Source organism: Streptomyces sp. NPDC048566 (genome assembly GCF_043199735.1).
Classification (GTDB): Bacteria; Actinomycetota; Actinomycetes; order Streptomycetales; family Streptomycetaceae; genus Streptomyces.
Genome location: NZ_JBICWL010000018.1, coordinates 84,176 through 108,041, shown reverse-complemented (window position 1 = coordinate 108,041; position 23,866 = coordinate 84,176). Strand labels below are relative to the sequence as shown.

The following is a 23,866-nucleotide window of genomic DNA, read 5'->3' as shown; positions in this document are numbered from 1 at the left end:
CCTACCGTCGATCCGTCGGGTCCCGGCGCACGAGCGGCGCGGCACCCGGACACGGCCGTGTACCCGAGTGGTCCAGGGACTCGCCTGCAAAGCGAGTTACGTGGGTTCGAATCCCGCCACGGCCTCTGGTGGCGACCGGTGAGAGAGCATCCCGGCGTGATGCCCCCTCACCGCCCCGGCCCGCCCCGGCCCTCCCCGGAGCACTCTTCGGGCGGCGACCGCCGCGATCACCCACGGCAGCAGGCCGACCTCGCGGAGGGTGCCGACCTGTCGGCCGGACTCCTGGCTCGGCGATTCGGACACCCCCCTCGACGTCGCACCGTCGAGGCGACCTCATTCCCCCCAACCATCCCACTCGTCACTGAGAGCACATGCTCGATTGACAGGGAGTGACGTGACCTAGTTAGAGTACGAATATGCCGCTGCGGATGACGCTCCAGACCGTGATGGTGCTCAGAGCACTGATGTCGAATCCGACCCACGAGTTCTATGGGCGGGAACTGGCTGACGCCACCGGGCTGATGCCCGGAACCACGCACCCCATCCTCGTGCGCCTCGAACACGAAGGCTGGGTGGTCTCCCGCAAGGAGGACATCGACCCGCGCCAGGAGAAGCGGCCGGCGCGCAGGTACTACCGGCTGACCGCCGGCGGCGCCATGGCAGCGAGCGAGGCGATCCGAAAGTCCCGGCGGCCGAGCGACGCCGTCCTGGGCGGCCTGACCGAGGAAGGAACGACGGGCTGAATGAGCACCTGCCCCCCGCCTGGACGACTCAAGGGCTTCAAGGCCCCCGCCGTCATCCTCGGCTTCGTCACCCTGTGCACCGTCGCCGGCCTCTTCGTCGGCCGGGGCGGCGCGCAAGTCCTCCTGCTGCTCGACTACTCCTGGCACGCGAAACTCCCGAACTGGGGCGGCCTGATCGGCGGAATCGGCGGAAGTCTGCTCGGCTGTGCCGTTCTGGGCCGCGTCGCCTTCCGCAAACGGCTGATCCACTCCGGCAGTCGCACCGGCGGCGCCCTCGCCGGGATCGGGGTGACCAGCCTTGCCACCGCGGTCCTGTTCTGGTCGACGGCCTTCATCGGGCTCGGCGACTATCTCGATCAGCACGCCCAACCACTGCTTCTCGGCGTGGTGTGCACCACGAGCGGTCTGGTGGCCGGTTTGGTGGTGGGGCTGCTCGTCGTGGTGCTCCAAGCGATTTTGGCCGTCGGCCGGGCAGGGGCGGGCGTCCTTCGGACACGGGCGCGTCCCGGGGAACCCGCCGCGGTGGGCGACGACGTCGGCGTACTCCGCCCGGTCTCGATTCAGGTGCTCTCCCTCCTGATGCCGTCCGCGGCACGGCAGCGGTGGCTGGAGAGTTTCGACGAGAGCCTCTTCGACTATCCGGCCGAGAAACATGCCGCCCTCGTACGCGACTTCGCGCTTCACGCACCGGCGATGATCGCCTGGAGCTGGGTCCTCGAACTTCGTGGCCGGGCGTTCGGTGCCGGGGGGCGGGTGGGTCGGGAATGAGGTTGCCGGGCACGCGAGCCCCCTTCGGACTGGCCGCCACGATCCTGGCGATTCCCGCCGCGGTCAGCATGCTGGCCCCCGACCTCGCCGTCATTCTCTACACCGCCGAACTGGCGGTCCTGCTCCTCGCCTTCGCCACCGCGGTGTGGGGGCCCGACACCACGAGCAACCGCGCCTTCCGGCTCCTGCGCTGGATGACGGGCCGGCCCGAACCGGTCGGTCCGGAAGCGGACCGTCTCACCGAGGACGCCTCCGGGCCGGGTGGGAACCAGGGTCGGCCGCCGAGGGTATGACGACATCGTCTCGACGGCTGGATGCGCACCGCCCGCCCGGCCGGTTCGACAACCCGCACGCGAGGTCCGGCTCCGGGCAGGGATGACCACCTCCCCGGGGAGGTGGTCATCCCCCCGCCGACGGTCTCCTGCGCCGCAGCAGCCACGCGGTGAACGCCAGCGTCGAGATGTCGGTGTTCAGGGGGTGCAGGCTCAGGTCCGACTCGCTCCAGGCGAGCACCGTGCCGGTGGCGCCGTCCACGACGAGGCTGGTGTGCTCGGCGAGCCGGCCGAGGCGGATCAGGCGGCCGGCGGCGACCGGGAGGTGGTCGGCGGCGAACGCGTCGGGCCGCTCGTCCGCGTAGTAGTCGGGGAGGGCCGGCAGCGGCACCTCCGTGTCGAGCCGGAAGAACGAGCCGTCCTCCGGCAGGCCGGTCTCGCGCAGGAAGCGGCGGGTGGGTTCGTGGGTCAGCGCGCGCGGGAAGTCGACGTCCTCGAAGCGCAAGACCCGGCGCACGCCGAACTCCTCGTCCAGCAGCCGCTTCGGCAGGGCGAGGACCAGTCCGTCGCCGGGGCCGGCGATCCGGGCGAGCGGGCGGACCAGCGCGGCCAGCCGGCGGTACGAGGCCGGGTCCGAACCCTCCTCGTCCCGGCGGGCGGGGCCGCGCCCGGCGGGCCGCCGCGGCCCGCCCTCCGGGCCGGGGCCGCCTTCTCCGAGCTGCGGTGCCGTCCGGCCGTCGGTGGCCGCCACGAGGCGCAGCAGGCCCTCCAGCGAGGGAGCCAGGTGCGCCAGGGCGGGTCGGCCGGACGCGCTGGGCAGGCGGGGCACGGCCGCCTCGGCCGGCGCCCCCTCGGACAGCAGCGTCTCCAGGTAGCGGTCCAGGCCGCGCAGCGCCTCTCCGACGAGCCGGTCGCCCAGCTCGGCGGCCAGCCGGTCGGCGTCACCCGCCAGGTCGGCCAGGTCGGCCAGGTCGGGGGGACCGGGCCGGCCGGCGGCGCGCTCCGGCGCCGCGCTCCCGGCGGGCCGCCCCGTACCGGTCGGGCCCGTGTCCGACGGAACCGGGTGCGTCCGGCCCGAGCGCACCGGGCCCGTGTGCGCAGGACCCGAGTCCCTGGGCGGGCGGCACACCGGTGCGCGTGTGACGTACGGCTCCGGCGCGTGGCCGGTCAGTGCGACCGCCCCGCCGACATCGGTGTCCGTCCTGCTCATGGCTCCCCCGCGGATGTGAACGCTCGTGCTTCCCGCTGCGGGAACGGCCGGTCGCACCACGGCGGTTCCCCACTGAGCCGGAACCCTACGCGGACCCACTGACAGGGCGGTGGCGTCGCGCGGACGGGTGCCCGTACGGCGCGGGGACAATCGGGTCGGATGGGTGATGCGCGGCACGGGGCGCGAACGGTTCGACCGTTCTTCGAGCGGCCGTGGAGGGCCGCGGGCGGCCCGTCCCGGGTGCCCGCGTCCGGTGCTCCCGGGCCGTCGGCGTCACGCCGGTGCGCGACGACCGCCCGGCCCCCGCGTGCTGCCGGGTCTGCGGCCGGGCGCGGACAGGCGCCGGCGATCGGGCCCGGGGAGGGCGGACGGTTCGGCGCCGCGCGCGGGGCGGGGGGGCGGCCGGCGGGTCAGCCGAAGTAGACGCCGCCCGCCACGACGGCCACGGCCGCGACGACGAACAGCAGCACCCAGGGGAGGAGTCGGCCGAGGCTCGGCGGGGGTTCGTACCGCGGCTGCGCGCCGTCTTCCCCCGGGACGGGCGCGCCGGCCGGGCGCGGTGCGGCCTCGGCGGACGCCGGCCCGCCGCCGGGCGCCGGGCCGTCGGCGGCGGGTCCGGGGGCGCTCACGTAGCGGTCACCACCGCGGCCTGCGGGCGGATCGGGAGGCGGTTCACGGGGCGGCCGGTGGCCGCCCGGACGGCGGAGGCGACGGCCGCGGGAGAGGTCACGACCGGCACCGCGCTGGCCGCCTTGGCCCCGAAGGGGGCGACGACGTCGCGCTCCTCGACCAGCTTGACGATGCGGATGTCGGGTGTGTCCAGGGCGGTCGGCAGGGCGTAGCCGGTGAGATCGGGGTGCCGGACCAGGCCGCGGGCGGTGCGCAGGTTCTCGGTCAGGGCGGCGCCGACGCCCTGGGTGACGCCCGCCTCGATCCGGGCGGTCAGCTGGGCCGGGTTGAGGATGCGGCCGACGTCCTGGGCGAGGGCCAGCTCCACGACGCGTACGGAGCCGAGTTCGACGTCGACGTCGACGACGGCGCGGATGGCGCAGAAGGCGAGCCCGACGAAGGCGTCGCCCTGGCCGGTCTCGTCGAGCGGCTCGGTGGGGTGCGGCCGGCACTGCGCGGTCGCCCACAGCTCCTTGCCCTCCATGGCCTCGGTGACCGTGGTCGACAGGACGCCGTCGTAGGAGGTGATCTTCCCGTCGGTGATCTGGAGGAGTTCGGTGGACATGCCGAACTTGTGCGCCAGCGGCTGGAGGAGCTGGGTGCGGACCATCTTGGCGGCGCGTTCGACGGCGCCCCCGGAGACCCAGGTGTGCCGGCCACGGCAGCTGGGGCCGGCCGGCGGCTGGTCGGTGTCGACGGGCGCCACGTGCACCTCGTCGATGCCCAGCGTCTCCTGGACGATCTGCCGGGCCAGGGTGGTGAAGCCCTGGCCGGTCTCCACGGCCGCGCAGAGCACGGTGGCGACGCCGTCGTGGACCTTCACGGTGGCCGTCGAGACCTCGTCGGCCCCCTCGGCGCCGAGCATGTGGACCATGCCGAGCGCGTAGCCGACCCCCCGGCGGACGGCGCCGGGTTCGCCCGCGCCCTCGGGGCCGCCGGGCAGCAGCCACTCGTCCTCGGGGGTGTCCTTGGGCAGCGGCGGGAGCGGGAAGTCGCGGACGGCCTGGAGCAGTTCGGCGACCGGCGCCGGGCAGGTCACGGTCTGGCCGGTGGGCAGGACGTCGCCGGTGGCCATGACGTTGCGCAGCCGCAGCTCGGCGGGGTCCACGCCGAGTTTCTTGGCGAGCTTGTCCATCTGGGCCTCGTGGGCGGCGCAGACCTGGAGGGCGCCCTCGCCGCGCACGTGCCCGGACGGGGGGTTGTTGGTGCGCACGGCCCAGCCCTCGATGAAGGCGTTCGGGACGACGTAGGGGCCGCAGGCGAAGGAGACGGCGGCGGCGAGGGACTCGCCGGAGGTGTCGGCGTAGGCGCCCGCGTCGAGCAGGATCTGCGCCTCGACCTTGACCAGCCGGCCCTCGGCGTCGGCGTGGTGGCGGTAGCGCAGCAGCGTCGGGTGGCGGTGGGCGTGGCCGAGGAAGGACTCCTCGCGCGTGGCGGTGAGTTTGACCGGGCAGCCGGTGGCGAGGGCGAGCAGGCCGAGCGGGAGCTGGAAGCCCTGGTCCTCGCGGTCGGCGGTGGCTCCGGGGACGCCCGTGACGACGACCTTCACGCGCGCGGGGTCGAGGCCGTAGCAGGCGGCGGCGGTGTCGCGGTCGGTGTGCGGGTCGGTGGAGGCGATGTACAGCTCGACGCCGCCGTCGGGGCGGGGCACGGCGAGTCCGGCCTCGGCGCCGATGGGGGCGGGGTCCTGGCGGCCGATGCGGTACAGGCCCTCGACGACGACGTCGCCCGCGGCGTCCGGGTCGCCGTGGCGCAGCGGGATGTGCCGGATCAGGTTGCCGTCGGGGTGCAGGGGCTCCGCCTCGAATGCCTGTTCCGGGTCGGTGACCGGTTCGAGGACCTCGTACTCGACGATGACGGCGGCGGCGGCCATCCGCGCGGTGTCGGGGTGGTCGGCGGCGACGGCCGCGATGGGCTCGCCGTGGTGGCGGACCACCTCGGAGGCGAACACCGGCCGGTCGGCTCTGCCGCGTCCGTGCAGGGCGGTGCCGGGGACGTCCTCGTGGGTGATGACGGCGCGCACGCCGGGCATCTCGCGCGCGTGCCGGGTGTCGATGGAGACGATGCGCGCGTGCGGGTGGGGCGAGCGCAGCACGGCCGCCCACAGCAGCCCCTCGGCCCACAGGTCGGCCGCGTAGGGGAAAGTGCCCTCGGTCTTGGCGCGGGCCTCCGCGGTCGGCAGGGACACGCCCAGGCCGTGCGGCAGGGGCTCGGGGCCCGTCTCGGGCGCCGCCGGTGTCGCGGTCGCGGCTTGGTCGGTCACGCCTGGCCTCCGTCCTGGCCGTACGGCTGTTCGTGCGGGGCCTGGCCGTAGGCGCCGTCGTCCTCGTAGGCCGACGGGTGGACGCCGCCGGCGCCGGGGCCCGCCTGGTGCGGGATGCGCGCCTCGTCCGCCTCGGGGGCGTCGGCCGCGGACGAGGCGTGCTCGCGTTCGGCGACGACCTCGCGGACGGCGTCCAGGACACCGCGGTAGCCGGAGCAGCGGCACAGGTTGCCGCAGAGCGCCTGGCGGGTCTCCAGCTCGGTCGGCGCGGGGTTGCCCTCCAGGAGGTCGTGCAGGGTCATGGCCATGCCGGGTACGCAGAATCCGCACTGCACGGCACCGCACTTGGCCAGCGCGCGCTGCACGTCGGAGGGCTGACCGTCGGCGGCCAGGCCCTCGACGGTGCGGACGTCGCTGCCCGCCGCGGTCACCCCGGGCACCAGGCAGGACGCGACGAGCCGGCCGTCCACCTGGACGTTGCAGGCGCCGCACTCGCCCTGCGAGCAGCCGTCCTTGGCGCCGGCGAGACCGAGTCGCTCGCGCAGCACGTAGAGCAGGGACTCGCCGATCCAGGCGTCGGTGACCGGCCGGTCGGCGCCGTTCACGCGCAGCACGTAGGAAGCGAGGGGGTGGTCGTCGTGCGGGGCGATGACGAGGGGCTCGGGCAGGGGCTCCGCGTCGTCGGCGACGGGGCCGTCGAGGGCGCCGGGGACGGGCTCCGGCTCCGGCTCCGGGGACGAGGGCTCCTCGGCGCCGGACCCGGCGTCGCCGGTGTCCTCGGGCTCCCGGGGGGCGGTGTCCGCCGGTTCCGGTGCGGGGTCCTCGGGGGTGCCCGGCTCCTCGGGCTCCTCGTGCCCCGCGGACGCCTCGGGGTGCTCGGACGCGGGGTCGTCGGGGGCGAACCCGGCGGCCTCGCGGGCGGCCTCGGCGGGCTGCTGAAGGGCCTCGGACCGCGGGAGGGGCGGGACGGGCGGCGCGGACGGCTCCGGGGCCGCAGAGGAGCCCTCGCGCGGCTCGGCGGTCCACGCCTGCCCGATCTCGCTCGCCCACGGCGCCGAAGCTCCGCCCGGCAGCGTGGCGGGCGGCGCGCCGCCCCACTGCTCGACGAGGGCCGACGTGGTGAACTCGCCGGATTCGTCCGGAAGATCCCCTCCGGCGACCGGAATGGACCACTGACCGGTGACGTCGTGCCCGGTGTCCTGCCCCGCGCCGTGCGCGCCCCGGTACGCGTCGTCGTGCCCGTCCCCGGCCGCTGCGCCGTAGCCGGGCTCCCCGGGCGCGGCGCCGTAGCCGGAGTAGTCCCACGGGCCGGTGGCGCCCGGCGTGTAGGCGAAACGGTCGTCGTGCGCGCCCGCGCCCGGCTGCCCGGCGTCCGGGTCCGGCCACGAGCCGCCGCCCCGCGTGTCCCACGCCCCGTCGGCCGCCGGGTCCGCGGCGTCGGGTGCGGCGGGCACGGCGTCGATCTCCGGGGGGACGTAGCCGTGACCGGGAGCCGCCAGCGGCTCCCGGGAGGCGAGCAGCGCCTCGATGCCGCCCTCGGGGAGCTCGACGAAGGCGGTCGCGCCGTCGTCGTAGTCGCCCTGGGGCAGCGGGTCCCAGCGCCCACCGCCGCGGCCGGAGCCGTCCTCGTGCCGGTCGTCGGTCACGACAGCGCCCTCCCGAGTGCTCGTCGGGCCAGCGCGGCGACGGTGCGCCGCAGGTGCAGTACGGCGGGCGGGAGCGGCTGCACGGAGCCGTCCTCGGCGGGGACGGGGTCGGGGATGCAGGCCGCCGCGACGTACTCGCCGAACGCGGTCAGCGCCTCCGGGACGATCGAGCGGCTGCCGTCCCAGTCGATGAGCTGGGCCACCCACGCCTCGGCGTCCAGGGGCCGCAGCGGCATCGGAGCTATGGCGCCGACGGCGCACCGCACCCCGCGCCGGGCCGGGTCGAGGACGAGTGCAACCGAGGCGATCGCGCGGCCGGGCCCGGTGCGCCCGGTGGCCTTGAGGAAGACCTGCGGCGCGTGCAGCAGCGGCACGCGCACGTAGCCGATGAGTTCGCCGCCGCGGAGCATGTCCACGCCCGCGAGCAGGTGCGACACGGGGATCTCGCGGCGGGCTCCGCCGGGCCCCGCGATGATCAACGTGGCTTCCAGGGCGGCCAGTACGGGCAGCGCGTCGCCGGTGGGGGCGGCCGAGGCGATGTTGCCGCCCAGGGTGCCCGCGTTGCGGATCTGCGGCGGCCCGGCGGCCCGCGCGGCGGCGGCGAGCGCCGGGATGAGGGCGGCGAAGTCGGGGCGGCCCATCCGGGCGTGCGTGAGGCCGGCGCCGAGCAGCGCGTGCCCGTCCAGGTACTGCCAGCCGCGGATCTCGCTGATCCGGCCGAGGCCGACGAGCGCGGCGGGCCTGAGCTGCCCGGAGTTGACCGCGGCCATCAGATCGGTGCCGCCGGCCACCGGAACGGCGGCGGGCATGGCGGACAGGGCCGCGACCGCCTCGTCCAGCGAGACGGGCAGCGTCACGGCCTGCGCCGCCTGCGGTGCGTGCGTGGTCAAACCGGTTGCCCCTTCCCGCTGCCCCACCTGGTCCCACCTGTGCTGCCGTACGGTACGTGCTGACAGGGCGGACGTGGCAACTCTGGCACATCTTCCCCGGCGCTCGGCGCGGGGGTCCGCTAGGAGGCATTCGCCCCCGTAGCCGACGAGATGACCCGATTCGACACGACAACGACCGTGTGCGCGGATCGCCGTCTTCGGGGGATTCCCGGGACGCCGCTCCGCCCGGCCCCCTCCCGCCGGGCGGGCGGTGGCGCGCGCCGGCCGCCTCACCAGGCCGGGGGCGTTCCCTCGATCGGGCGTCCGAGGACTCCGGGCCGCCGCTGCCAGGGCAGCGGCCCGGCGGGCGGCCGGTAGCCCACCCCGAGCGCGTCGAGGCGCGCGTAGTGGCCGGTCATCCGGCGCTCGAAGCCGGCGAAGTCCCGTTCCGCCGGGGCCGGAAGACGGCTCCAGGCGACCTCGGCGAAGGCGGCGAGCCGGGGGAACGCCTGGTAGTCCAGGCGTGCGTGGTCCTCCGTCACCTCGCTCCAGAGGTTGGCCTGCGCGCCCAGCACGTGCCGCGCCTCGGCCTCGGTGAGCTGCGCGGGAACCGGTTCGAAGCGGTAGACGTCCTCCAGGGTGCGCACGTACGCGATGGGCACCGGCTCGTCCTCGCCGGGGCCCTGCCGGTAGTCGAGGTACACGTGCTGCTCGGGGCACATGACGACGTCGTGGCCCGCGCGCGCCGCCGTCACCCCTCCCTCGTAGCCGCGCCACGACGACACCGCGGCGCCCGGCGCGAGACCGCCCTCCAGGATCTCGTCCCAGCCGATGAGCCGGCGCCCGCGCGCGGAGAGCCAGTCGTCGAAGTGCCGGATGATCCACGACTGGAGGGCGTTCTCGTCGGCGAGGCCGAGTTCCTTCATGCGGGCCTGCGCGGTGGCGGATTCCCTCCACTGGTCCTTGGGGCACTCGTCGCCGCCGATGTGGAAGAAACCCGAGAACTCCGGGAAGCGGGCGGGATCCGCGGGGAAGAGGTCGAGGAGTTCCTCGAAGACGCCTTCGTAGAAACGCAGGGTGGCGTCGGTGGGCGCGAGGACGTTCCGGGAGACGCCCCAGTCGTCCCAGACGTTCAGCGCGTCCGTGTCGACGACGTCGGTGTTGCCGAGATGGGGATACGCGGCGATGGCGGCCTGCGAGTGTCCCGGGATGTCGATCTCCGGGACGACCGCGATATGCCGGTCGGCCGCATAGGAGACGATCTCGCGGATGTCGTCCTGGGTGTAGAAGCCGCCGTGCGGCCTGTCGTCCCACAGCGGTGAGGCCCGGTGGCCGAATTTCGTGCGGGCGCGCCAGGAACCGACCTCGGTGAGTTTCGGATAGCGCTTGATCTGGACACGCCATCCTTGGTCGTCGCTGAGGTGGAAGTGGAAGACGTTGAGTTTGTGGGCGGCGAGCAGGTCCAGGTAGCGCAGGACGCCTTCCTTGGGCAGGAAGTGCCGTGCCACGTCGAGCATGAGACCGCGCCAGCGGAACCGGGGCGCGTCCTCGACGGACCGGGCCGGGAGGTCACGGGGTGTCACCGGCCCCAGGGGGGCCCGGCGGAAGGCGTCGGGTCCGGCGAGCTGACGGAGCGTCTGCGCGCCCCAGAAGACGCCGGCCGGGTCGCCGCCCCGGATCTCGGCTCCGCCGTCGCCGACGTCGAGCCGGTACGCCTCGGCCGCGAGGGTGTCGTCGACCAGCAGGCGCACGCCGCCGGGCGTCCCGGGCGGCGCCGGCCGCAGCGGCAGCCCGAGGGCCGCGCCGAGGGTCGACCGCAGCCAGCGCTCGGTGCTCTCGGTGCCCGGCGCGGCGGACAGCGTGGTGTCCGGGCCGAGGGTGAACGCCCCGCCTGCGGTGCTCCCGTCCCGGAGGGGAGCCGGAATCAGGCCACTGTCCGTCATGTCCATCAGTCCTCCACCGCTCCGCCGAGGCCGGAGACGCGTCGTCGTTGTACGGGTACGAAGGGGACCGGCACCGGAAATGTCCGGCACCGCGGCGGCGGCCGTTCCACCGCCCCGGTCGGGCCCGACCGGCTCGCGGGAGACCGGAAGGGCCGCCGGCGGGGCGGACCGCGAGGTGCCGCCGACGGCGAAGGAACCGGCGAACAGGAAATCGTCCGCGCCGAGATGGGGGAAAAGCCGCTCGCGGCCATCCGGCAGGGAAGGACGGGCGGGAAAGGGCCACTCCGCGGGAATCCGGCGCGGGGCGCGCGGCCGAAGTCCGCGGTCTCCCGCGGCGCCGTCGGAACGCCCCGGGCGAAACCCCGCGGCGCCCAGGTCACGGAGGCCGGCGGGAAAGCGGTGTGCGGCGCGGTCGTCGTGTTCGCCGTGTTCGGGGTGTTCGGCGCGGAGGCGTCCCGCACCGGGAAGAAGAGGGCGATCGGCGGCGCCTCGACGAACACCGTCCCGGCCACCGGGGACTTGACCGGCGGAGTGGTCCGGAGGCGGAAACGGAATCGGGCGCGGGCAACCGGCGCGGGAATGGCGACGGGCGCGGAGGCGATCACCCCGCAATCCGCGGCCCCGCGACGGCCGGGCACGCACCGGCCGAATACGCGCTGCCCGACGGCACCCCGGAGCGCATTCCGCGCCGCGGACCGTCCGGGACGCCCGCACGAACGGACGGTAACCGCCGCGAACGGGAGGGAGTTCACCCGCGGCGCGGCGAACAGGGCGCGTCCGGCGGCCCGTTCACGGACGCCGATGCGGGCGGGGAGGGAGCCCGCCGCGTCGAGCGGTGCGCCGCCGGCCCCCGGGACCGCCGACCGGCGTGCAGGGGCGAAGGCGAGAGCGGCGCGCCGGCTCCCGCGGACACCGAGGCCGTCGCCGCCGGGAGAGTCGGGAGCCGCCGGGCCGGCCTCCGCCGCGGGCGGCGGCGCCACCGCGTGACGCGCCCTCGCCCTCGGACCCGCGACCGCCGGACGGCCGGCGCGGGCCCGGCGAGCGCGGACCGGGGCGCCGCCGGGGGGCCCGGACGCGCGCCGCGTGCGGGCCGCGCGGACTCCGCGGGCAGAGAGCTTCATCGGGCATCCTCCGGTGGGCGCGCGTTGCACCACGGGCAAGGGCGATGCCGCTCCGCACAACACCCTGGAGGCTAGGGAGTACGGGAACCCGACCACAAGAGGTCTCCACCACTCCGTGACCCCTCGGCGCACTGCGGCCCCGCACCCCGGCGGGCTCCCGTCCGACCTGCCGCCCCGCGCACGGCGAGGCCGCGGCACCCCTCACCCGGGGCACCGCGGCCTCGCGCGGTCCGCACGACTCGGCGCGCCGGGCGCGCCGGGACGACTACTTCTTGTCGCCGCCGTCCTTGCCCTGGTCGCCGCCGGCGCCCATGGACTCGAAGATCTCCTTGCACATGGGGCACACGGGGTACTTCTTCGGGTCGCGGCCCGGCACCCACACCTTGCCGCACAGCGCCACGACGGGCGTGCCGTCCAGCGCGCTCGCCATGATCTTGTCCTTCTGGACGTAATGGGCGAAGCGCTCGTGGTCCCCGTCGCCGTGCGACACCTGCGGCGTCGGCTCCACGAGGGTCCCCGTCCCCGTGCCTCGCTGGGGCTGGGTCTCAGGCTCAAGAGTGCTCATGGAGCCAAGGGTACTGGGGCCCGACGCCGTCGGTTGAGGGAAGGGTCACGCGCCCGGGCGCGGAGCCCGCAGGGCCGTGCGGGGTCAGTTCAGGGAGGGGTCGTCCGGGTACGTCGCCACCATCGCCAGCTCGCTGCGCTGCCGGCGCAGCACCTCGCGCCAGAGCCGCTCCGGAACGGGCGAGGAGACGTCCCCCGGCTCGGACTCGACGACGTACCAGGCGCCGTCGGACAGCTCCTTCTCCAGCTGGCCGGGACCCCAGCCGGCGTATCCGGCGAAGATCCGCAGCGAGCCGAGGGCGGAGGCGAGCAGCTCGGGTGGCGCCTCCAGGTCGACCAGGCCGATCGCCCCGTGCACCCGCCGCCATCCGAGGGGGGCCCGCTCCCCCGACGTGCCGCCCGGGATGACCGCGACCCCGAGCGCCGAGTCCAGCGAGACCGGTCCGCCCTGGAAGACCACGCCCGGCTCGCCCGCGAGCCCGGCCCAGTCCTCCAGGATGTCCTCGACGCCCACCGGGGTCGGCCGGTTGAGGACGACGCCGAGGGAGCCCTCCTCGTCGTGGTCGAGGAGCAGCACCACCGCGCGGTCGAAGTTCGGGTCCGCCAGGGCGGGCGTGGCCACGAGCAGCCGCCCTGTGAGCGAGGACACCTCGGTCATGCCAGACATGATCCCGCACAATCCCCTCCCGTGGGGAGCCAATGCCGGTACGCGGGGGAACGCAGCTCAGGGCGTGAAGGGGCACCGCCCGCGCACGCGCGGGACCGTGACCCCGCGTGCCCGTTTCGGAACGGTTCGTGTTGTGGCCAAGCCATGACGTATCCGAGGGGTCCGTGGGCTTACAGAGGGGGGGTGGGCGGCCATTACCCTTGCTGTTCGGCTCCCGTACGACCGGCCTGCCGACGACACACACCTGCCCAACTCATCGGAACGCGAGATACATGACCGTCAACGACGATGTCCTGCTTGTCCACGGCGGAACCCCGCTTGAGGGCGAGATCCGTGTCCGCGGTGCGAAGAACCTCGTACCCAAGGCCATGGTCGCCGCCCTCCTGGGCAGTGGTCCGAGCCGACTGCGCAACGTGCCCGACATCCGCGACGTGCGGGTGGTCCGGGGTCTGCTGCAGCTGCACGGTGTGACCGTCCGCCCGGGCGAGGAACCCGGCGAGCTGGTCCTCGATCCCTCGCACGTCGAAAGCGCGAACGTCGCTGACATCGATGCCCACGCGGGCTCGTCGCGCATCCCGATCCTCTTCTGCGGGCCGCTGCTGCACCGCCTCGGCCACGCCTTCATCCCGGGCCTGGGCGGCTGCGACATCGGCGGCCGGCCCATCGACTTCCACTTCGAGGTGCTGCGGCAGTTCGGCGCGAAGATCGAGAAGCGGGAGGACGGCCAGTACCTGGAGGCCCCGCAGCGGCTGCGCGGCACCAAGATCCAGCTCCCGTACCCGTCCGTGGGCGCGACCGAGCAGGTGCTGCTGACCGCCGTCCTGGCGGAGGGCGTCACGGAACTCTCGAACGCGGCCGTGGAGCCGGAGATCGAGGACCTGATCTGCGTCCTGCAGAAGATGGGCGCCATCATCGCGATGGACACCGACCGGACGATCCGCATCACCGGTGTGGACTCGCTCGGCGGCTACACCCACGCGGCGCTGCCGGACCGGCTGGAGGCCGCCTCCTGGGCGTCCGCGGCGCTGGCGACCGAGGGCAACATCTACGTCCGCGGCGCCCAGCAGCGGTCGATGATGACGTTCCTGAACACCTACCGCAAGGTGGGCGGCGCCTTCGAGATCGACGACGAGGGCATCCGCTTCTGGCACCCGGGCTCGCAGCTGAAGTCGATCGCCCTGGAGACGGACGTCCACCCGGGCTTCCAGACGGACTGGCAGCAGCCGCTGGTCGTCGCCCTGACGCAGGCCACCGGCCTGTCGATCATCCACGAGACGGTGTACGAGTCCCGGCTGGGCTTCACCTCCGCGCTCAACCAGATGGGCGCGCACATCCAGCTCTACCGGGAGTGCCTGGGCGGTTCGGACTGCCGGTTCGGGCAGCGCAACTTCCTGCACTCCGCCGTCGTCTCGGGCCCGACGAAGCTCCAGGGCGCCGATCTGGTCATCCCCGACCTGCGGGGCGGCTTCTCGTACCTCATCGCGGCGCTGGCGGCCCAGGGCACGTCACGGGTGCACGGCATCGACCTGATCAACCGGGGCTACGAGAACTTCATGGAGAAGCTGGTCGAGCTGGGCGCGAAGGTGGAGCTGCCCGGCAAGGCCCTCGGCTGACCCGGCTCCCGGCCGCCGCCCGGCACGACCGGGCGGCGGCCGGGGGACGGTACGACGATGGGGCGGCCCCCCGTGAAGGGGCCGCCCCATCGGCGTTCCGCGCCGGGTACGCGTCCCGGGTGTCCGGGACCGTACCGGCCAGGACTACTTGCCCTTGGCGGCTTCCTTGAGCTTGCTGCCCGCGGAGACCTTGACGCTGTAGCCGGCGGGGATCTGGATCGGGTCGCCGGTCTGCGGGTTGCGCGCGGTGCGAGCGGCACGGTGGGTGCGCTCGAAGGTCAGGAAGCCGGGGATGGTGACCTTCTCGTCGCCCTTGGCGACGATCTCGCCGACGGTCTCGGCGAAAGCGGCCAGAACGGCGTCGGCGTCCTTGCGGGTCACCTCGGCACGGTCGGCCAGCGCGGCCACCAGCTCACTGCGGTTCATGTCGTTACTCCCGTGTTCTTCTTGCTGTTGAGGCGTGCCACGCGGCGGAGCCGCATATCGGGCACAGTGAAGCCGATGCTGCCAGGGTCCTCGGTCGGCCCCCGGACCCGGGTCCGTAGCCAGACCGTCGCGCCCGAAGACGCATCCTGCCCCCACCTGCGGCGGGAAAGCCAATCCGGCACCCCTGGGAGGGCGAACGAACACCCTTGGGGGGCACTCGGAGCGGCCTGCGAGGCCTGAGCCTGGCCGCCACGATAGAGGCGGCCGCGGGCGCCGCGTTCCGCGACGCGCCGGGCTCCGGGCGGTCGTGGCACCCGTCACAGCGGGGCCGCGGGCCGCCCGAGGCCGCTCCGCGGGCGCGTCCCGGGCCGCTCGTCGGGTACCCCGACCGGACGGGTTCACCGGCTCGCGACGCCCGGCACCGCGCCTCGCCGCATCACCGGGTACCTCCCGTACGCGGGCGGCGCGCCGCCGTGCGACGCGCCGCACGGACGCCGCGGGCCTTCCGGCGGACCGTCCCGGTCACGGCACTAGACGGTCGTGGCGGCCGTGTCCGTCACCCCCGCCGCCTTCGCGGCGTCGCGCACCGCTCCGGCGACCGCGCCCGCGACCTTGTCGTTGAAGACGCTGGGGATGATGTAGTTCGGGTTGAGCTCGTCCTCGGTCACCACGTCGGCGAGCGCCGTCGCGGCGGCGAGCATCATCTCCGTGTTGACGGTGCGCGACTGGGCGTCCAGCAGGCCGCGGAAGACGCCCGGGAAGACCAGGACGTTGTTGATCTGGTTGGGGAAGTCGGAGCGGCCGGTGGCCACGACGGCCGCGGTCCGGCGGGCGACGGCCGGGTCGACCTCGGGGTCGGGGTTCGCGAGCGCGAACACGATGGCGTCGTCGGCCATCCCGGCCACGTCGTCGCCGTCGAGCACGTTCGGCGCCGACACGCCGATGAAGACGTCCGCGCCGTGCACCGCCTCCTTCAGCGTGCCGGTCAGGCCCTCGGGGTTGGTGTTGTCGGCGATCCAGCGCAGCGGCGAGTCGGGCGCGGTGGCGACCAGGTCGGCGCGGTCGGCGTGCACCACGCCGTGGATGTCGGCGACGACGGCGTTCTTCACCCCGGCGGCGATCAGCAGCTTCAGGATGGCCGTGCCGGCCGCGCCGGCGCCGGACATGACGACGCGGATGTCGCCGATGGCCTTGCCCGCCACCCGCAGGGCGTTCGTCAGGGCGGCGAGCACGACGATGGCGGTGCCGTGCTGGTCGTCGTGGAAGACAGGGATGTCGAGCGCCTCGCGCAGCCGGGCCTCGATCTCGAAGCAGCGGGGGGCGGAGATGTCCTCCAGGTTGATGCCCGCGAAGCCGGGGGCGATCGCCTTGACGATCTCGACGATCGCATCGGTGTCCTGGGTGTCCAGGCACAGCGGCCAGGCGTCGATGCCGGCGAAGCGCTTGAACAGGGCGGCCTTGCCCTCCATGACCGGCAGTGCGGCCTTGGGGCCGATGTTGCCCAGGCCCAGCACGGCGGAACCGTCCGTCACGACAGCAACGGAGTTGCGCTTGATGGTCAGACGGCGGGCGTCCTCGGGGTTCTCGGCGATCGCCATGCAGACCCGGGCCACACCCGGGGTGTACACCATGGAGAGGTCGTCACGGTTGCGGATCGGGTGCTTGGACTGCATCTCGATCTTGCCGCCGAGGTGCATGAGGAACGTGCGGTCGGACACCTTGCCGAGGACGACGCCCTCGATGTGGCGCAGCTGCTCGACGATCTCGTCGGCGTGCGCGGTGGAGCTCGCCGCGATCGTCACGTCGATCCGGAGCTTCTCGTGGCCGGACGCCGTCACGTCGAGGCCGGTCACCGAGCCTCCGCTGGACTCCACGGCCGTGGTGAGCTGGGAGACCGCCGTTCCGCTCGCGGGCACCTCCAGCCGGACCGTCATCGAGTAGGAGACGCTGGGCGCCGTTGCCATGGCCGACTTCCTCTGCTTTCACCGTGTCACTGCGTTTGTGCCGTCCGATCGTCGCACCTACCCCTGAGTACGGGGTAGTCGCCCTGGATTGCGAACGTTTTGTTCGCCGGAGGCCGCACTTTCGGAAAACGGATTCCACCATACGAGAGTTTCCGGACCAACGAAAGAGGCCCACGTCACTGACGTGGGCCTCTTCGCGTCCTCCGCGGAGGACCTGGTTCACGACACCGACCCGCCATGCTCGCCTCGCGGCAAGTGGTCGCTCGTGGCGACGAAGGTTGGGCCCGGGGGCTTGGATCGGGCCGGTGTCACGTCAAAGGTAACAAAGGATCCCCGTAAGGCAATTCCCGTCCCGCGAGTTCTTTTCGGCGGGACGGGACGGCGGTGGTCCGGGGACCCGGACCGGACGGTGCGACCGGCCCGCACCGGAGCGGAACGACCCGCTCCGGTGCGGGCCGGCTCAGTCCCTGAGCAGGTCCGGCACCGCGGCGGCGTCGGGCTCGTCGCGGTCGCCGGAGACGACGGTCAGCTGCTGCGTCGCCCGGGTCAGGGCCACGTACAGCACCCGCAGCCCGGCGGGCGACTCGTCCGCGATCTCCGCGGGCGACACGACCACGTTCGCGTCGTACTCCAGGCCCTTGGCCTCCAGGCTGCCGAGGGCCACCACCCGGTCGCCGAGCCCGGCGAGCCAGCGGGCCGCCTCCTCGCGCCGGTTCATGGCGACGACGACCCCGACCGTGCCGTCGACCCGGTCGAGCAGCCGCGCCGCCTCGGCCCGGACGGTCGCGGCGAGCGACTCGCCGACGACGGCGAAACGCGGCTCGACGCCCGTGGAGCGCACGGCGGACGGGGCGTCCGAGCCCGGCATCGCCAGCGCCAGGACCTTGGCGGCCAGCTCGGCGATCTCGGCCGGGTTGCGGTAGTTGACCGTCAGCGTGAACCGGCGCCGGGGGCGGGTGCCGAGGGCCTCCTCGCGCGCCTCGGCCGCCTCGTCCGGGTCCGACCAGGACGACTGCGCCGGGTCGCCGACGACCGTCCAGGTGGCGTGCCGGCCGCGCCGGCCGACCATCCGCCACTGCATGGGCGTGAGGTCCTGCGCCTCGTCCACGATGACGTGCGCGTACTCGGTGCGCTCCTGGGCCAGCCGCTCGGCGCGCTCGCGCTGCGACTCCTCGCGCACCGGCATCAGCTCCTCCAGGCCGGTGAGCTGGTCCAGCGGGTCCGCCTCGCGCCGCTTGCGGGGCCGCGCCGGCATCCCGACGACGGCCTGGAGCTCGTCGAGCATCGCCACGTCGTGCACGGACAGCCCGTCCCGCTTCAGCGACCGCGCCACCCGGCGGACCTCGCCCGGGTTGAGGACACGGCGCGCCCAGCGCCCCAGCCGCCGCTCGTCGGCCATCGCGGCCAGCACGCCCCGCGGGGTCAGCTCCGGCCACCAGGCGTCCAGGAAGGTCTGGAAGTCGTCCTCGGCGGTGACGTCCTCGTCGAACGAGGAGCGCAGCTCGGCCGCCAGCTCCGGATCGGTGTGCCGGGCCCCGGCGCCCGACCGCGCCCACAGCGCGTCGAGCAGCAGTCTGCGGGCACGCGGGCGCAGCAGGTTGACCGGGGCCGTCCCCCCGAGGGCGTTGTGCTTGATGCGGTCCAGTTCGGCGGACTCCAGCTCGATGCGGCGCCCGAAGGCCACGACGCGCAACCGGGTGGGAGGCCCGGCGGGGGCGGTGTCCTGCGCGTCGAAGGCGAGCTGCCCGGAGGCGGCCCCGCCGGAGCCCGTCGCCCCGCTCGCCCCGGCGGGCGCCTCCAGCGCCCCGCGGGCCGCCTTCCGCAGCACCTTCAGCATCCGGTGCGAGCCCTTGACGCGGGCCACCGCCGGGGAGTCGTAGAGCGTGGCGCTCTCCCCGTCGACGAGTGAGCCGATCGCGCGGATGGCGACCTGCCCCTCCTCGCCCAGGGAGGGCAGCACGCCCTCGGTGTAGGCGACGAGCAGCGGCGTCGGGGAGACGATGAGGATGCCGCCCGCGTACCGGCGGCGGTCCTGGTAGAGCAGGTACGCGGCCCGGTGCAGGGCGACCGCGGTCTTGCCGGTGCCGGGCCCGCCCTCGACGAGGGTCACGGAGGCGGCGGGCGCGCGGATCACCTGGTCCTGTTCGGCCTGGATCGACGCCACGATGTCGCGCATGGAGTGGCTGCGGGCCTGGCCCAGCGCGGCCATCAGGGCGCCGTCGCCGACCACCGCCAGTTCGCGGCCGTCGAGGGACGCCGTCAGCTCGGGGCGCATGAGGTCGTCCTCGACACCGAGGACCCGGCGCCCCTTGGAGCGGATGACCCGGCGCCGCACGACCCGGCCGGGGTCGACCGGGGTGGAGCGGTAGAAGGGGGCGGCGGCGGGTGCCCGCCAGTCGATGACCAGCGGCGCGTAGTCGGCGTCCAGCACACCGATGCGGCCGATGTGGAGGGTCTCCGCGATGGTGGCGGTGTCGTCCTCGCGCACCGCGCCCTCGGCGGGTTCGACCGCCGTGTAGGCGCCGTCCGGGCCCTTCTTGCCGTCCTTGCCGGCCAGCAGGTCGATCCGCCCGAAGAGGAAGTCCTCGAACTCGTTGTTGAGCCGGTTGAGGTGGATGCCGGCCCGGAACACCTGGGCGTCCCGCTCGGCGAGCGCCCCGGGTGTGCCGACGTGGCCGCGCTGGGCGGCGTCGTGCATCAGGAACTCGGCCTCGTGGATCTTCTCCTCAAGACGCTGGTAGACCCGGTCCAGATGCGCCTGTTCGACGCCGATCTCCCGGTCCCGCACGGAGTCGTCCTGGGCGGACGTCTCCGGTGCGGACGGACGGACCGAACCGACCGCGGATTCCTGCTGAGCCTGAGCGGCCACCGGGCCCCCTTCTGACGTGCTGGGCAGCCGTCAACCGTACGCGAAGGGGGGCCCGCCGGGCTACGTGCGCGCCCGGTGTCCGCTCACGCGTCCACCTCCACGAGCCGCTTCCCGTCGAAGGTCATGACCTCGAAGTGGTCGATCTGGTTCGGCGTGAAGGCCGCGCCGCCGTGCACGTAGAGCGGCTGCTTGGCCTCCTCGGCCTTGGCGTTCGGGATGCCGTACCCCCACTTCGGGACCGCCCAGGAGGTGACCGTCTCGCGCTCGCCGTTCTTCCCGACCGCGATCAGGGAGCACTTCAGCGGGCCCTTGACGTTCTTGAGCTGGAGGACGGCGTGGGTGCCCCAGTCCTTCGGCTCGACGGCCACGACGGCGTTCACCTTGGTGGCCGGGTCGGTGGCCTGCGTCTTGTCGGTCATCACCTCGAAGGCGGCCTTGGCCGGGCTGGTGGCGTGGGCCTGCGGCACGTTCGTCCCGCCCTCCCCGCCGCCGTCGACGGCCATGACGGTCAGCGGGCCGCCGACGATGAGCGCCGCCGCGGCGGCCACCAGGTACATGCCGCGCCGGCGCTTGTGGGCGCGGCGTGCCGCGACCTCGTCGACCAGCCGCTCCGCGAGCCGCGGGCTCGGCCGGGCCGAGAGGGACTCGGCGATGGCCGGGCTGCCCTGCGAGGCGGGCAGGTCCGCGAGCGCGGCGAGCATCGGTTCCATGCCGGCCAGCTCGTCGAGCTGCCGGGCGCACCACTCGCAGGTCGCGAGATGCGCTTCGAAGGCGCTCGCCTCGGCGTCGTCGAGAATCCCCAGCGCGTAGGCGCCGACGGTCTCGTGGATGTCTCCGGGACCCTGTTGTCCCTGCGGGCCCTGCATGGCTCCCGGACCACCTGTTCCGTAACCCCCGTACGTGTTCATGCCGTCACCCCCCGCTCCTCCAGCGCCAGCTTCATCGACCGCAGGGCGTAGAACACCCGGGAGCGCACGGTGCCGCTGGGGATGCCGAGGGTCTCGGCCGCCTCGTTGACCGTACGCCCTTTGAAGTAAGTTTCGACCAGTACCTCCCTGTGAGCAGGGGTCAGGTCGTCCAGCGCGTCCGACAGTGTCATCAGCCACAACGCCTTGTCGATCTCGTCCTCCGCGGGGATGACCTCCAGCGGCGACGGGTCGACCTCCTGCGGCCGGGCCTGCCGGCTGCGGTGGCCGTCGATGACGATGCGCCGGGCGACCGTCACCAGCCAGGGGCGTACCGAACCGGTCGCTCGATTGAGCGTGCCGGCGTTCTTCCAGGCACGGATGAGTGTTTCCTGTACGACGTCCTCGGCACGCTGCCGGTCGCCTGCGACCAACCGCAGCACGTAGGCGAGCAGGGGCCCCGCGTGTTCCCGGTACAGGGCACGCATCAGCTCCTCGTCGGGTTCCGTCGACGAGGACTGCTGAGACATGCGATGTCGGGCCCTTGGCCTGCGTTCGTCAGCCACGGCGGAATCCTTGCGCACGCCTACCTCCGGTGTCCGGGGGTTCCCCCAGTCGGTCGCTCATCACCGGGTACGTGCGCTGGTCGGCGGGTGTTCAAAGTGCACAGGGTTTTTTCTGTTTAATCTGTGAAGACAGTGAAAAGGAACCGCATCGATCACCTCCGGTCACGGGAGGATCACGGACGGGTGTGATCAGGCGCGGGACAGCGCCGCCCGCCGACGGTGCCGGGCCACGCGCTCCCGATTGCCGCACACCTCGCTCGAACACCAGCGTCGCCGCCGGCCGCGCGAGGTGTCCAGATAGACGATCGGGCAGTTGTCTCCCTCGCACTGGCGCAGACCCGCCCGCGCGGGCGGGTCGGTGAGCAGGTCGAGGGCGTCCCGGGCCACCACCGCGAGCAGTTCGGCGCAGCCGGGCTCGGTGTGCAGCCGGCGGCGCAGCGCCCCGTCGTCGCCGCGCACCGCCCACGGGGCGGGCGGCGCGGCCAGGGCGGCGGCGTTGACCCGGGCGAGCGCGCCGTCGGCCGGCCGGCCGTCCAGCTCGCCGCGCACCAACCGGGAGATGTGGCCGCGCAGTTCACGGAAGCCGAGCAGCCACAGACCGTCCACCTGCGTCAGCGGGGTGCCCGCCGGCACCAGCCCCGAGGCGACGACCCAGGCCCGCAACCGGCCCGCGCAGTCGAGCCGTTCACCGGGGTGCGTGGTCGCCGTCAGATCCAGGCAGATCCGCCCGGAGTCGAACCGCAGGTCGTACGAGGCCGTGGCCGTACCCGCTGCCATGCGCCTGTCACCGCCTTGGGGTCACCGCCGTCGTCACTCCTACAGTGCCCGCCCGCACGCCCCGCCGGAAGACTCCGTACCGCCGCGTACCGGACACGTTCGCGGCGCCGCGGGAGCCGCGCGGGAGGGACCGGGGCGCGGGCGGTCCACCGCTACGTGACCGCGCCGGGCCGGGGCGCCGCACGGCACGCCGACAGGGCCGCACGGCACGCCGGCGTCAGCGGTTGACGGACTGGATCTCCTGGACGACGACGTCCTGATCGGCGCCGAAGCTGCCGTCCGGCAGGTCCTGCGCGGTCGCGACGCCGGTGCCCGTCCAGTGGATCCTCCACGTGATCGTGGCCCGGAGCTTGAACGAGCCGTCCCCCGACGACCGCAGGTACTTCACGCCGCAGGGCGGCGTCTCCCCGGCCCTGCCCTTCTCGTACGCCTCGCCGATGGCGTCCCCGGACATCCGGCAGACCCCCGAGGCCGGGTAGGTCACCGCGTCCGCCGTCCCCGCCTCGATCTTCAGCGACACCGGTTCGGCGGTCGTCGTCGCCGACACGTTCAGCAGGGGCACCGACGCGGTCACCGACACCGGCCGGAACTTCGCCGTGTCCAACCACGCCCACGTCGGCAGGTTCACCTTCGTCGTCCCCGCGGGCGCGAGGTCCACCCGCGTCGACGGCACCCGGATCTCCGCGTACGCCAACTGCGCCAGCACCTCGGGCGTCACCGCCTCCGGCACATCCGCCGGCGGCGCGTCCCCGGTGTCCACCCAGAAAATGGGCTTGTCACAGTCGAGCGCACCGGGGTCGCCCTCACGCCCCTCGGTGACGTACGAGTCCCACCAATACCCCTTGCCGGCCTTGGCCTTGTTGAAGTCCTCGGCCTCACCGCCGTTCACGTACCTGTCCCGCTGCTGCGCGTCCCACTGGGGGCCGGTCGACTCCGCGTTCCAGATCGGCTCCAGATACTTCTGCAACTGGTCCGGGGTGTACTTCGGGGCGTAATAGCAGGCAGGGGGCGTCCAGTTCCCCGACGAGGACGTGACCGATCCGGCCCCGTCACCGGAACCGTTCTTGGACCGGTCGAACACGACGACGCCGGCACTGGCGGAGAGGTTGCCGTTGCTGTCGGAACCTCCCGAGGCGTTCGTCTCCGAGCCGTTCGTGCTGCCCCCGTGCCCGTACCCGGCGAACGCCGCGGGCGAGCAGACGAGCAGGGTCGCGGATGCGAGAATCGCGGCCAGCGCGGAGTTTCGGCGGTTCAGGACTGGCACGCGGCACTCCCCCGCTGCGATGTGAGCTTCTCCGTGACCCAGACACCTTGCTTGTTGACCCGGAGCAGGCTGTTGTAGAGAACGAAGTTGTTCTTCGACCTCGGCGTCACGTCGGTCTTGCCAGTCTTCAGGCTCTTGTTGTACGCCTTGTTCTGATCCTCGCAGTAGACGAGGCCCGCGGTGCCATCGCCATTGATCTTCACCTCTGACTTGAAGTACCGCTTCGCGCCCGTGATGCGATCTTTGTAGTCCACGAACTCGCGGATGAACTTCTCACTTCCCGCGGCGGCCGTACCTTCGGAGTAGAAGCGATACGCCTTGTTCAGCGGCTCCTGTTCCGCGATGGCCATGTCCACGGCCTTGATGAACTGCTCGCTGTCGGCGAGCACCGCGTCCTTCTCCTTGTCGCCCGTCTTGGGCCACTCGAAGGTGTATGTCAGATCCGACGGCAGCTCGATCTTCGGTCGGCCCGGAGCCGCGGACCCGCTCGCGCTCGGAGACGGCGAGGCCGACTCCCCCGTGTCCGCCCCCGCGATCTTGTCGTTGCCTTTCGACGCGTCGTCACCGCCCCCGCACGCGGTCAGAAGCAGCGCGGCCGTCGCGCCGACGGCGGCTGTGGCAAGCAGGCGAGGACGGCGGTTCACGACAGACTCCTGAGGGACGGGGGTTGCGCAAGGGCAACAACACGCTATCGGGGGCCGACGGGACGACACCAGAATGAGTGGGAAGCGTCACCGGCTCGGCCCT

The 23,866-nt window shown here is 73.6% G+C and carries 20 protein-coding genes and 1 tRNA gene; 5 read left to right on the top strand and 16 right to left on the bottom strand.

Features of this window, described 5'->3' with window-relative positions; translation table 11 throughout:
• Window positions 1–53: 53 nt before the first annotated feature.
• The 4 genes from ACGFS9_RS24370 to ACGFS9_RS24355 all read left to right on the top strand — a co-directional run bounded on the left by ACGFS9_RS24370 (window position 54) and on the right by ACGFS9_RS24355 (window position 1,804).
• Window positions 54–125: transfer RNA gene (locus ACGFS9_RS24370), tRNA-Cys, on the top strand.
• A gap of 291 nt (window positions 126–416) precedes the next feature.
• Window positions 417–743 carry a PadR family transcriptional regulator gene (locus ACGFS9_RS24365; protein WP_393256128.1) on the top strand — a complete coding sequence of 109 codons (327 nt, stop codon included), beginning with the start codon at window positions 417–419 and terminating at the stop codon, window positions 741–743.
• Window positions 744–1,511 carry a hypothetical protein gene (locus ACGFS9_RS24360; protein WP_393256126.1) on the top strand — a complete coding sequence of 256 codons (768 nt, stop codon included), beginning with the start codon at window positions 744–746 and terminating at the stop codon, window positions 1,509–1,511. It begins immediately after the preceding gene.
• 2 nt (window positions 1,512–1,513) lie between these two features.
• Window positions 1,514–1,804, top strand: a complete 291-nt coding sequence (locus ACGFS9_RS24355; protein ID WP_393256124.1) for a hypothetical protein — start codon at window positions 1,514–1,516, stop codon at window positions 1,802–1,804.
• 106 nt (window positions 1,805–1,910) lie between these two features.
• On the opposite strand, the gene ACGFS9_RS24350 is transcribed toward ACGFS9_RS24355, so the two are convergent.
• The 8 genes from ACGFS9_RS24350 to ACGFS9_RS24315 all read right to left on the bottom strand — a co-directional run bounded on the left by ACGFS9_RS24350 (window position 1,911) and on the right by ACGFS9_RS24315 (window position 12,726).
• Window positions 1,911–2,993, bottom strand: coding sequence for an SUKH-4 family immunity protein (locus ACGFS9_RS24350; RefSeq protein ID WP_393256122.1), 1,083 nt, complete (start codon window positions 2,991–2,993; stop codon window positions 1,911–1,913).
• 410 nt (window positions 2,994–3,403) lie between these two features.
• Window positions 3,404–3,622 carry a hypothetical protein gene (locus ACGFS9_RS24345; RefSeq protein WP_393256120.1) on the bottom strand — a complete coding sequence of 73 codons (219 nt, stop codon included), beginning with the start codon at window positions 3,620–3,622 and terminating at the stop codon, window positions 3,404–3,406.
• The gene (locus ACGFS9_RS24340) at window positions 3,619–5,925 is read right to left on the bottom strand and encodes a xanthine dehydrogenase family protein molybdopterin-binding subunit (RefSeq protein ID WP_393256118.1); all 2,307 of its coding nucleotides are present in this window, start codon (window positions 5,923–5,925) and stop codon (window positions 3,619–3,621) included. The genes ACGFS9_RS24345 and ACGFS9_RS24340 overlap by 4 nt, the downstream gene beginning before the upstream one ends.
• Window positions 5,922–7,571, bottom strand: coding sequence for a 2Fe-2S iron-sulfur cluster-binding protein (locus tag ACGFS9_RS24335; protein WP_393256117.1), 1,650 nt, complete (start codon window positions 7,569–7,571; stop codon window positions 5,922–5,924). The genes ACGFS9_RS24340 and ACGFS9_RS24335 overlap by 4 nt, the downstream gene beginning before the upstream one ends.
• Window positions 7,568–8,461, bottom strand: a complete 894-nt coding sequence (locus ACGFS9_RS24330) for an FAD binding domain-containing protein (RefSeq protein WP_393256116.1) — start codon at window positions 8,459–8,461, stop codon at window positions 7,568–7,570. The genes ACGFS9_RS24335 and ACGFS9_RS24330 overlap by 4 nt, the downstream gene beginning before the upstream one ends.
• Before the next feature lie 269 nt (window positions 8,462–8,730).
• A complete protein-coding gene (locus ACGFS9_RS24325) occupies window positions 8,731–10,389 on the bottom strand; it encodes a beta-N-acetylhexosaminidase (protein ID WP_393256114.1) in 1,659 nt (552 codons plus the stop codon).
• A gap of 1,380 nt (window positions 10,390–11,769) precedes the next feature.
• Window positions 11,770–12,069 carry a DUF3039 domain-containing protein gene (locus ACGFS9_RS24320; RefSeq protein ID WP_393256112.1) on the bottom strand — a complete coding sequence of 100 codons (300 nt, stop codon included), beginning with the start codon at window positions 12,067–12,069 and terminating at the stop codon, window positions 11,770–11,772.
• 84 nt (window positions 12,070–12,153) lie between these two features.
• Window positions 12,154–12,726: a YqgE/AlgH family protein gene (locus ACGFS9_RS24315; RefSeq protein WP_393256110.1), complete on the bottom strand. Its 573-nt coding sequence runs from the start codon at window positions 12,724–12,726 to the stop codon at window positions 12,154–12,156.
• Between the two features lie 281 nt (window positions 12,727–13,007).
• Between ACGFS9_RS24315 and murA the strand changes: the two genes are divergently transcribed.
• Window positions 13,008–14,348: a UDP-N-acetylglucosamine 1-carboxyvinyltransferase gene (murA, locus tag ACGFS9_RS24310; RefSeq protein ID WP_393256108.1), complete on the top strand. Its 1,341-nt coding sequence runs from the start codon at window positions 13,008–13,010 to the stop codon at window positions 14,346–14,348.
• Between the two features lie 144 nt (window positions 14,349–14,492).
• On the opposite strand, the gene ACGFS9_RS24305 is transcribed toward murA, so the two are convergent.
• The 8 genes from ACGFS9_RS24305 to ACGFS9_RS24270 form a co-directional block, all read right to left on the bottom strand.
• Window positions 14,493–14,774 (bottom strand): HU family DNA-binding protein, encoded by a 282-nt coding sequence (locus tag ACGFS9_RS24305; protein ID WP_007382399.1) that lies wholly within the window; start codon window positions 14,772–14,774, stop codon window positions 14,493–14,495.
• 530 nt (window positions 14,775–15,304) lie between these two features.
• Window positions 15,305–16,738, bottom strand: coding sequence for an NAD-dependent malic enzyme (locus tag ACGFS9_RS24300; RefSeq protein WP_393256107.1), 1,434 nt, complete (start codon window positions 16,736–16,738; stop codon window positions 15,305–15,307).
• Window positions 16,739–17,198: 460 nt separating this feature from the next.
• Window positions 17,199–19,607 carry a HelD family protein gene (locus tag ACGFS9_RS24295; protein WP_393256106.1) on the bottom strand — a complete coding sequence of 803 codons (2,409 nt, stop codon included), beginning with the start codon at window positions 19,605–19,607 and terminating at the stop codon, window positions 17,199–17,201.
• An 83-nt stretch (window positions 19,608–19,690) separates the two neighbouring features.
• Window positions 19,691–20,515, bottom strand: a complete 825-nt coding sequence (locus ACGFS9_RS24290) for an anti-sigma factor family protein (protein WP_393256104.1) — start codon at window positions 20,513–20,515, stop codon at window positions 19,691–19,693.
• Entirely contained in the window at window positions 20,512–21,042 is a 531-nt protein-coding gene (locus tag ACGFS9_RS24285; protein WP_393256102.1) for a sigma-70 family RNA polymerase sigma factor, read from the bottom strand. Before ACGFS9_RS24285 ends, ACGFS9_RS24290 begins: the two co-directional genes overlap by 4 nt.
• A gap of 225 nt (window positions 21,043–21,267) precedes the next feature.
• Window positions 21,268–21,855 (bottom strand): CGNR zinc finger domain-containing protein, encoded by a 588-nt coding sequence (locus ACGFS9_RS24280; RefSeq protein WP_393256100.1) that lies wholly within the window; start codon window positions 21,853–21,855, stop codon window positions 21,268–21,270.
• Between the two features lie 217 nt (window positions 21,856–22,072).
• The gene (locus ACGFS9_RS24275; protein WP_393256178.1) at window positions 22,073–23,080 is read right to left on the bottom strand and encodes a hypothetical protein; all 1,008 of its coding nucleotides are present in this window, start codon (window positions 23,078–23,080) and stop codon (window positions 22,073–22,075) included.
• A gap of 26 nt (window positions 23,081–23,106) precedes the next feature.
• Window positions 23,107–23,763: a hypothetical protein gene (locus ACGFS9_RS24270; RefSeq protein ID WP_393256098.1), complete on the bottom strand. Its 657-nt coding sequence runs from the start codon at window positions 23,761–23,763 to the stop codon at window positions 23,107–23,109.
• Between the last annotated feature and the right edge of the window lie 103 nt (window positions 23,764–23,866).

Excerpts from the sequence above, each read along its gene's own strand:
- ACGFS9_RS24320 (WP_393256112.1), bottom strand. The coding sequence starts at position 12,069 with ATGAGCACTCTTGAGCCTGAGACCCAGCCCCAGCGAGGCACGGGGACG.
- ACGFS9_RS24290 (WP_393256104.1), bottom strand. The coding sequence starts at position 20,515 with ATGAACACGTACGGGGGTTACGGAACAGGTGGTCCGGGAGCCATGCAG.
- ACGFS9_RS24285 (WP_393256102.1), bottom strand. The coding sequence starts at position 21,042 with ATGTCTCAGCAGTCCTCGTCGACGGAACCCGACGAGGAGCTGATGCGT.
- ACGFS9_RS24325 (WP_393256114.1), bottom strand. The coding sequence starts at position 10,389 with ATGGACATGACGGACAGTGGCCTGATTCCGGCTCCCCTCCGGGACGGG.
- ACGFS9_RS24300 (WP_393256107.1), bottom strand. The coding sequence starts at position 16,738 with ATGGCAACGGCGCCCAGCGTCTCCTACTCGATGACGGTCCGGCTGGAG.
- ACGFS9_RS24365 (WP_393256128.1), top strand. The coding sequence starts at position 417 with ATGCCGCTGCGGATGACGCTCCAGACCGTGATGGTGCTCAGAGCACTG.
- ACGFS9_RS24350 (WP_393256122.1), bottom strand. The coding sequence starts at position 2,993 with ATGAGCAGGACGGACACCGATGTCGGCGGGGCGGTCGCACTGACCGGC.
- ACGFS9_RS24280 (WP_393256100.1), bottom strand. The coding sequence starts at position 21,855 with ATGGCAGCGGGTACGGCCACGGCCTCGTACGACCTGCGGTTCGACTCC.
- ACGFS9_RS24315 (WP_393256110.1), bottom strand. The coding sequence starts at position 12,726 with ATGACCGAGGTGTCCTCGCTCACAGGGCGGCTGCTCGTGGCCACGCCC.
- ACGFS9_RS24360 (WP_393256126.1), top strand. The coding sequence starts at position 744 with ATGAGCACCTGCCCCCCGCCTGGACGACTCAAGGGCTTCAAGGCCCCC.
- murA (WP_393256108.1), top strand. The coding sequence starts at position 13,008 with ATGACCGTCAACGACGATGTCCTGCTTGTCCACGGCGGAACCCCGCTT.
- ACGFS9_RS24305 (WP_007382399.1), bottom strand. The coding sequence starts at position 14,774 with ATGAACCGCAGTGAGCTGGTGGCCGCGCTGGCCGACCGTGCCGAGGTG.